Raw genomic sequence first — 7240 nt, 5'->3', positions numbered from 1 at the left:
ATACATAAAAACAAGAGTAACACCACAGCCGCCGCAAACCCCGCAGGCGTTGCTGGATTATGCCCGACAGCATCCCGGGACAATCACCTACCCTCGCCCACCTGATTTTACCGGTACAGCGCTGCTTGAGCAGTTTCTGATAAACCTTACACCGCATCCCGAAGCGCTGAAGCGCCCGCCGCAGGAAAAGACCTTCGCGCAGGTTACCGCTCCTCTCTGGCGCTATCTTGATGCGCTTCATCCCCTACTGTGGCGTGAGGGGCGCGACTTCCCGCCGTCTCCTGCGCGCATGGATAGCATGCTGGCAAACGGTACTTTACGGTTGTCACTGACGTTTAACCCCCTGCATGCTCAGCAAAAAGTCGCAACACATGTGCTGCCTGACGACAGTTACAGTTTTGGATTTCAGGATGGCATGCTTGGAAACGTTCATTTTGTAACCATTCCAGCTAATTCACGCGCCAGTGCGGCGGCGCAGGTGGTCGCTAACTTCCTGCTGTCGCCGGAGGCACAGCGTCGGAAAGCTGACCCGGCGATATGGGGCGATCCCAGCGTTCTGGACCCCAAAAAGCTACCCGCCGCGCAGCGAGATGAACTCTCCGCCCGTGAGCCCACCGATCTGCCGCCCGTTCTGGCAGAGCCTCATGCCGCCTGGGTAAACGCGCTGGAGCAGGAATGGCTACGCCGCTACGGTACACATTAAGCGCGTTATGCTGTACCGCAATGCTACTTGTCTATCTGCCGCTGTTTTCTGCGGCAGGCTTTCTGCGTCCGGCATTGATACCGGAGAACTGGCGTCTGCTGTTTGAGGACCCGCAATTCAGTCAGGCGCTCAGCGCCACGCTTATTTCATCGCTCATTGCGGTGGGCGGCGCGCTCGCTCTGACGCTGCTCATTATTGCCGCGCTCTGGCCTTCTGCTGGCTGGCGGCGACTGACTGCCCGTTTACCGTTACTGCTGGCGCTGCCGCACGTCGCCTTCGCCACTGGCGCACTGTTGCTGTTTGCTGAGGGGGGCGTTTTTTACCGTATTCTCCCCCATTTACACGCCATCCCGGACCGTTATGGTATTGGGCTGGGGCTGGTACTGGCAGTGAAAGAGAGCGCGTTTCTGCTGTGGGTAAGCTGGGCGGTATTGGGTGAAAAGCGGCTGAGTGAACAACTTCTTGTACTGCGCAGTCTTGGCTATGGTCGCGGGCAGTGCCTGCGTTATCTGATACTCCCGGTTCTGCTGCCGGCGCTGGGTATCGCCCTTCTGGCGACCACCGCATGGACCCTCTCTGTTGTCGATGTGGCGATTATTCTTGGGCCGGGAAACCCACCGACGCTAGCCGTGCTGGCCTGGCAATGGTTAAATCAGGGTGACGAAAGCACGCAAATCAAAGGCCAACTGGCCTGTGTGATGCTGCTGGCGATTTTGGCAGTACTGGCGCTCACCGCCTGCCTGTTATGGGTTACCGCACGACGCTTTTGTCCTGGCCTGCATGGGCGTCGTCGCCCGCACGCTTCGCCGCTATTCGGGAAGGTTGCCAGCCAGCTTATCCCCCTGAGCGGTGTGGCGTGCGCGTTGACATTATTGCTACTGGCCCACGCCGCACTGCCAGATGCACTGACATTCAGCAACAGTTTCTGGCTGGCCCTGCTGGCGGCATTATTGGGCGCAATACTCTGCCTGCTGTGGCTGGAATGGGGGCCCTCAGCGCTGACGCGCTGTCTGTGGTTGCCGCTGATACTGCCCGCCCTGCCATTAGCAGCGGGCCAGTATGAGATGGCATTATATGGCTGGATGGATGGCGAGTTCATCACCGTGTTGTGGGGGCATCTTTTGTGGGTTATCCCCTGGATGCTGTTTGTGCTGCGCCCGGCGTGGCAGCGCATCGACCCGCGGCTGGTGTTGATTGCCCGCACCCTCGGCTGGCATCAGGTACGCATTTTTGCGCAAATCAAATGCCCGCTGATAATCAAACCCTTACTCTCTGCGCTGGCGATCGGTTTTTCAGTCAGTATCGCGCAATATTTACCCACCCAGTGGTTGGGCGCGGGTCGAGTGCCGACGCTTACGACAGAAGCGGTGGCACTTTCCAGCGGCGGCGCGTCGGCGCAACTTGCCGCTCAGGGTCTCTGGCAGTTGATATTGCCCGTGTGTTTTTTCTCGCTAATGGCTCTCATGGCCCAACTCATTGGCCATTATCGACGAGGTCTACGCTAATGTTGCAGTTAAACAATGTCACGCTGATGCAGGGTCAACAACCGCTGCTGCGCGATGTCTCCTTTACCGTTCGTCCGGGCGAAATTGTCACGCTAATGGGCCCATCTGGCTGCGGAAAATCGACCCTGTTCTCGTGGATGATCGGTGCGCTGCCTTGCACATTTCAGGCCCGCGGTGAGCTATGGCTCAATAACTCGCGCATTGACAAGTTTCCAACTGAGCAACGTCGCATCGGTATCCTGTTTCAGGAAGCGCTACTGTTTGATCACTTGAGCGTGGGCCACAATCTGCAACTGGCGCTTCCTGCCGCGGTGCGTGGAGGCCAGCGTAAAGATGCCGTTCACCACGCGCTGGCGCAGGCCGGGCTGCACGATTTCTATACGCGTGATCCGGCAACACTTTCCGGAGGCCAGCGCGCACGCGTCGCCTTACTGCGTGCCTTGCTGGCGCAGCCCAATGCACTCCTGCTCGATGAGCCCTTCAGCCGGCTCGACAGCACCTTGCGTGTTGCTTTCCGCCAGTGGGTATTTGACACGCTTATCGAACAAAACATCCCGACAATTCTGGTTACCCATGACCAGGCGGATGTGCCGGAAAATGCTTCATGCATGGATATGATGCGCTGGCATGAAACAGTTTAACGACGTGATATTTCACTCTACAAACTGTTGATGCGCTACAATACTGCGTTAACGCAAAGTATTTATGAGGCCTGGCGTTCAGAATGGCGTACCTTTTTTTCTTTGTCGGACGATTCGATGAAACGTGTTTCTCAACTGTCTTTGCTGGCCCTCGCGCTTGGACTCTCCACCTCGGTTTTTGCCACTGATATGGCGAAAACGTTGAGTTTCTCTCATCTGTTACAACAGAATGGCGTCGCTATCGATACGCGCCTGAGCGCGTTCTATAACGGCTGGCCTCAGACAGTCAATGGCCCTCAGGGGCATGAACCCCTGGCGCTCAACCTGTCGGCCAGCTGGCTATCAGCAATGACCGATGAGCAGCTTGCGGCATGGGCGCAGCAGCATAAACTGCAAAAAGAGACCGCCATTGCGCTGTACGGCAACGATAAAGATAACGAGGCCGTCGCGGCACGTTTAGAAAAAATCGGCTACACGCAGATCGTCCGTTTAAGCGACGCCCTGCAACAGCAAAATCGTCTGCAGAAACTCCCCCACTTTGAACAACTGGTGTACCCACAGTGGCTTCACGACCTCCAGAAAAACAAATCTGTAGAGGCCAAACCGACGGGTGACTGGAAAGTCTTTGAAGCCGGTTGGGGCGCACCGAAACTTTACTTACTTAGCCACATTCCGGGCGCAGGCTATATCGACACCAACGAAGTCGAAAGCGAGCCGCTGTGGAATAAAGTCTCTGACGAACAGCTGAAAGCGATGCTGGCGAAACACGGCATCCGCCACGACACCACGGTGATCCTCTACGGACGTGACGTCTATGCCGCCGCACGTGTTGCACAGATTATGCTCTATGCCGGCGTAAAAGATGTCCGGCTGCTCGATGGCTGCTGGAAAACCTGGTCTGATTCAGGGCTGCCCGTTGAACGCGGTACCGCGCCTAAAGAAAAATCCGCGCCAGATTTCGGCGTCGCCATTCCCGCTCAGCCACAGTTAATGCTGGATATGGAACAAGCGCGTGGCCTGCTGAATCGCCAGGACGCCTCGCTGGTCAGCATTCGCTCCTGGCCAGAATTTATCGGCACCACCAGCGGTTATAGCTACATTAAGCCAAAAGGCGATATTGCCGGTGCACGCTGGGGCCATGCGGGCAGCGACTCCACGCATATGGAAGATTTCCATAACCCGGACGGCACCATGCGCAGCGCGGATGATATTACGGAAATGTGGAAGCGCTGGAATATCCGGCCTGAACAGCACGTTGCATTTTACTGCGGCACCGGATGGCGCGCGTCTGAGACCTTTATGTACGCCCGCGCCATGGGCTGGCAAAACGTCGCGGTCTATGACGGCGGCTGGTACGAATGGAGCGCTAACCCGAAAAACCCGGTCGCAACAGGCGATCGCAAACCGGATAGCTCGCTTTAAGGTTTCGATTCGTGACGCTGACACGCCCTCAGCGTCACATACCCTCCCCACACCCGATTAAACGTCGTCAGCCAGCACAGCGCGCCAAATATCCACGCCAGCCAGGAAAAGTACGCCGGGAAGAGGCAACAAAGCACAAATAACGCGATAGTTTCACTGCCTTCCGTCAGGCCGCCGAGGTAATAAAACGATTTGTGCGCATAGCCGGGGTTATCGATATTGTGTTTCGCTGCCAGTGCGGCAAACGCCAGAAAGCTGCTGCCGGTACCGATAAACGCAAACAGTAGCCACGCGCCGGCAATAGCATTGTTCAACGGGTCCGCAAGGACAAAGCCAAACGGCACCAGCGCGTAAAAGAGAAAGTCGAGGGCAATATCAAGGAACCCACCGGCATCCGATAAACCCCGCCGCCTTGCAAGCGCACCATCCAGCCCATCACACAGGCGATTAACCACAATCGCCATTAATGCCACGCCATACCATCCCAGCGCCAGAAACGGCAAGGCCAGCACGCCGACAGCAAACCCCACCAGCGTGATGCCATCTGGGGTAATCTGAGGACGATCGACGATTTCAGCAACGCGATTGAGCAAGGGCTTGAGACGCGGGTGGAGATGACGGTCGAGCATGTTTTTTCCTGTAACAACGCTTTAGCAAACTTCAGGGCAAGGATATTATGGTAATACATTTACAGAATCTTTGACCGCTATGCTGAAAACCATCGATGTCGTTGCTGCCATTATTGAACAAAACGGGCAAATTTTACTTGCCCAACGTCCGCCTCACGCCGACCAGGCAGGCATGTGGGAGTTTGCCGGGGGAAAAGTCGAGCAAGGCGAGAGTCAACCGGAAGCGCTGACCCGCGAGTTACGTGAAGAGTTCGGTATTCACGCGCAACCAACCCGTTATATCGCCAGCCATCAACGAGAAGTCTCCGGGCGTATCATTCATCTGCATGCCTGGCACGTTCCGGTTTACGAGGGTGAGATTGTGGCCCTGGAGCACACTGCGCTGGCGTGGTGCCTCCCGGAAGAGGCATTCGATTATGCGCTTGCGCCTGCCGATATTCCTCTGCTCGAAGCATTTATGGCTTTACGCGATGCCAGATAAGCGGGTTGGTGCTGAGGGTTTTCTCATCGCGCTGACACTGTAGCAAACCACCGTCCGTATTAATCACCGCGCCTTCAGAATAATATTCATTTTGATAGACGCAGCACTGGCTACAGTTTTCTACCTGCTGCCCCCGGGTACTGAAGACTTCCGGCGGCACGTTGACCTCGACCTGCGGGCGCGCGAACGCCGCCCCCGCCATCACAATCAGTACTCCTGTCAGCCATTGCGTTTTCATCCTCGAGCTCCTGTTCTCTGCTTTCGTATCTCTATATATCGACCCATTTGCTCACTTCCTTAAGGGTAAACGTCTATCGGTTTTTATTATGACCCACTGCTGCGTATTAATTTTCCTTTCGGGCTCAATTTTGCTTGTCAAAAGTTAGCAACGTAATGATATAGTCAAAAAACATCACGACGTTAAAACATAAATCACAACAAGCACATACATCATTAACTATAAGAGGAACTTATACTTATGGATCAGGTTGGCTCTCTGGAAAACTTCCTTGCCCACGTTCAGCAACGCGACCCACACCAGACAGAATTCTCTCAGGCCGTACGCGAAGTCATGACCACCCTATGGCCATTTCTGGAACAGAACCCGCAATATCGTCGCCTCTCGCTGCTCGAAAGGCTGGTTGAACCAGAGCGCGTGATCCAGTTCCGCGTAGTATGGGTGGACGATCGCAATCAGGTACAGGTGAACCGCGCATGGCGCGTACAGTTCAGTTCGGCGATTGGGCCGTTCAAGGGCGGGATGCGTTTCCACCCTTCCGTGAACCTGTCGATTCTGAAATTCCTCGGCTTCGAGCAAACCTTTAAAAACGCCCTGACCACGCTACCGATGGGTGGCGGCAAAGGCGGCAGCGATTTTGACCCGAAAGGCAAAAGCGAAGGCGAAGTCATGCGCTTCTGTCAGGCGCTGATGACTGAACTCTATCGTCATCTTGGCGCGGACACCGACGTCCCGGCGGGCGATATCGGCGTGGGCGGTCGCGAAGTCGGTTTCATGGCTGGCATGATGAAAAAACTTTCCAACAACACCGCCTGCGTGTTTACCGGTAAAGGTCTTTCGTTCGGCGGCAGCCTGATTCGTCCAGAAGCTACCGGTTACGGCCTGGTTTACTTCACCGAAGCGATGCTCAAGCGTCATGGTCTGAGTTTTGAAGGCATGCGCGTTTCTGTTTCCGGCTCCGGTAACGTGGCGCAATACGCGATTGAAAAAGCAATGGAATTTGGCGCTCGCGTGGTTACCGCATCCGACTCCAGCGGCACCGTGGTGGACGAAAGCGGCTTTACCAAAGAAAAACTGGCGCGTCTGATTGAAATCAAAGCCAGCCGTGACGGTCGCGTGGCCGATTACGCGCGTGAATTTGGTCTGGTCTATCTGGAAGGCCAGCAGCCGTGGTCTGTGCCGGTTGATATCGCCCTGCCGTGTGCCACGCAGAATGAGCTGGATACCGATGCCGCTCGCGTGCTGGTCGCTAACGGCGTCAAAGCCGTAGCCGAAGGTGCGAATATGCCAACCACCATCGAAGCCACCGAACTGTTCCTCGACGCGGGCGTACTATTCGCACCGGGTAAAGCGGCGAACGCGGGCGGTGTCGCCACTTCCGGCCTGGAGATGGCGCAAAACGCCGCGCGTATGGGCTGGAAAGCCGAGAAAGTCGATGCGCGTCTGCATCACATCATGCTGGATATTCACCATGCCTGCGTTGAGCACGGCGGCGAAAGCAAGCAAACCAACTATGTGCGCGGCGCCAACATTGCAGGCTTCGTTAAAGTTGCCGACGCGATGCTGTCACAGGGTGTGATTTAAGTAGCAAATGCCTGATGGCGCTGCGCTTATCAGGCCT

General features: G+C 56.0%; 8 protein-coding genes. 6 read left to right on the top strand and 2 right to left on the bottom strand.

Going from position 1 to position 7240, the window contains the following annotated elements; all coding sequences use genetic code 11:
- From F0Q32_RS22290 to F0Q32_RS22275, 4 genes are all read left to right on the top strand, one after another.
- A partial coding sequence (locus F0Q32_RS22290; protein WP_149464775.1) for an ABC transporter substrate-binding protein occupies positions 1–703 on the top strand: 703 nt, incomplete at its 5' end.
- Entirely contained in the window at positions 676–2208 is a 1533-nt protein-coding gene (locus F0Q32_RS22285; RefSeq protein ID WP_149464774.1) for a thiamine ABC transporter permease, read from the top strand. The genes F0Q32_RS22290 and F0Q32_RS22285, both read left to right, overlap by 28 nt.
- Entirely contained in the window at positions 2208–2849 is a 642-nt protein-coding gene (locus tag F0Q32_RS22280) for an ATP-binding cassette domain-containing protein (RefSeq protein ID WP_149464773.1), read from the top strand. The genes F0Q32_RS22285 and F0Q32_RS22280 overlap by 1 nt, the downstream gene beginning before the upstream one ends.
- Before the next feature lie 117 nt (positions 2850–2966).
- The gene (locus F0Q32_RS22275) at positions 2967–4271 is read left to right on the top strand and encodes a sulfurtransferase (protein ID WP_149464772.1); all 1305 of its coding nucleotides are present in this window, start codon (positions 2967–2969) and stop codon (positions 4269–4271) included.
- Here the strand turns inward: F0Q32_RS22275 and F0Q32_RS22270 are convergent.
- Positions 4268–4900, bottom strand: a complete 633-nt coding sequence (locus F0Q32_RS22270) for a CDP-alcohol phosphatidyltransferase family protein (RefSeq protein WP_149464771.1) — start codon at positions 4898–4900, stop codon at positions 4268–4270. The two genes, F0Q32_RS22275 and F0Q32_RS22270, sit on opposite strands and share 4 nt — an antisense overlap.
- A 79-nt stretch (positions 4901–4979) precedes the next feature.
- Here F0Q32_RS22270 and F0Q32_RS22265 point away from each other — a divergent pair, with 79 nt between their 5' ends.
- Positions 4980–5381: a pyrimidine (deoxy)nucleoside triphosphate diphosphatase gene (locus tag F0Q32_RS22265; RefSeq protein WP_149464770.1), complete on the top strand. Its 402-nt coding sequence runs from the start codon at positions 4980–4982 to the stop codon at positions 5379–5381.
- Here the strand turns inward: F0Q32_RS22265 and F0Q32_RS22260 are convergent.
- The gene (locus tag F0Q32_RS22260; RefSeq protein WP_149464769.1) at positions 5356–5619 is read right to left on the bottom strand and encodes a DUF1496 domain-containing protein; all 264 of its coding nucleotides are present in this window, start codon (positions 5617–5619) and stop codon (positions 5356–5358) included. The genes F0Q32_RS22265 and F0Q32_RS22260 overlap by 26 nt on opposite strands.
- Positions 5620–5859: 240 nt before the next feature.
- Here F0Q32_RS22260 and gdhA point away from each other — a divergent pair, with 240 nt between their 5' ends.
- Positions 5860–7203: an NADP-specific glutamate dehydrogenase gene (gene gdhA, locus F0Q32_RS22255; protein WP_149464768.1), complete on the top strand. Its 1344-nt coding sequence runs from the start codon at positions 5860–5862 to the stop codon at positions 7201–7203.
- The last annotated feature ends 37 nt before the right edge of the window (positions 7204–7240 follow it).

The organism is Pseudocitrobacter sp. 73 (assembly GCF_008369545.1).
Lineage (GTDB): Bacteria > Pseudomonadota > Gammaproteobacteria > Enterobacterales > Enterobacteriaceae > Pseudocitrobacter > Pseudocitrobacter vendiensis.
Note: the sequence above shows the minus strand (reverse complement) of the source record. Positions and strands in the feature narration are given on the sequence as shown.

Excerpts from the sequence above, each read along its gene's own strand:
- F0Q32_RS22280 (WP_149464773.1), top strand. The coding sequence starts at position 2,208 with ATGTTGCAGTTAAACAATGTCACGCTGATGCAGGGTCAACAACCGCTG.
- F0Q32_RS22270 (WP_149464771.1), bottom strand. The coding sequence starts at position 4,900 with ATGCTCGACCGTCATCTCCACCCGCGTCTCAAGCCCTTGCTCAATCGC.
- gdhA (WP_149464768.1), top strand. The coding sequence starts at position 5,860 with ATGGATCAGGTTGGCTCTCTGGAAAACTTCCTTGCCCACGTTCAGCAA.
- F0Q32_RS22275 (WP_149464772.1), top strand. The coding sequence starts at position 2,967 with ATGAAACGTGTTTCTCAACTGTCTTTGCTGGCCCTCGCGCTTGGACTC.
- F0Q32_RS22285 (WP_149464774.1), top strand. The coding sequence starts at position 676 with ATGGCTACGCCGCTACGGTACACATTAAGCGCGTTATGCTGTACCGCA.
- F0Q32_RS22265 (WP_149464770.1), top strand. The coding sequence starts at position 4,980 with ATGCTGAAAACCATCGATGTCGTTGCTGCCATTATTGAACAAAACGGG.
- F0Q32_RS22260 (WP_149464769.1), bottom strand. The coding sequence starts at position 5,619 with ATGAAAACGCAATGGCTGACAGGAGTACTGATTGTGATGGCGGGGGCG.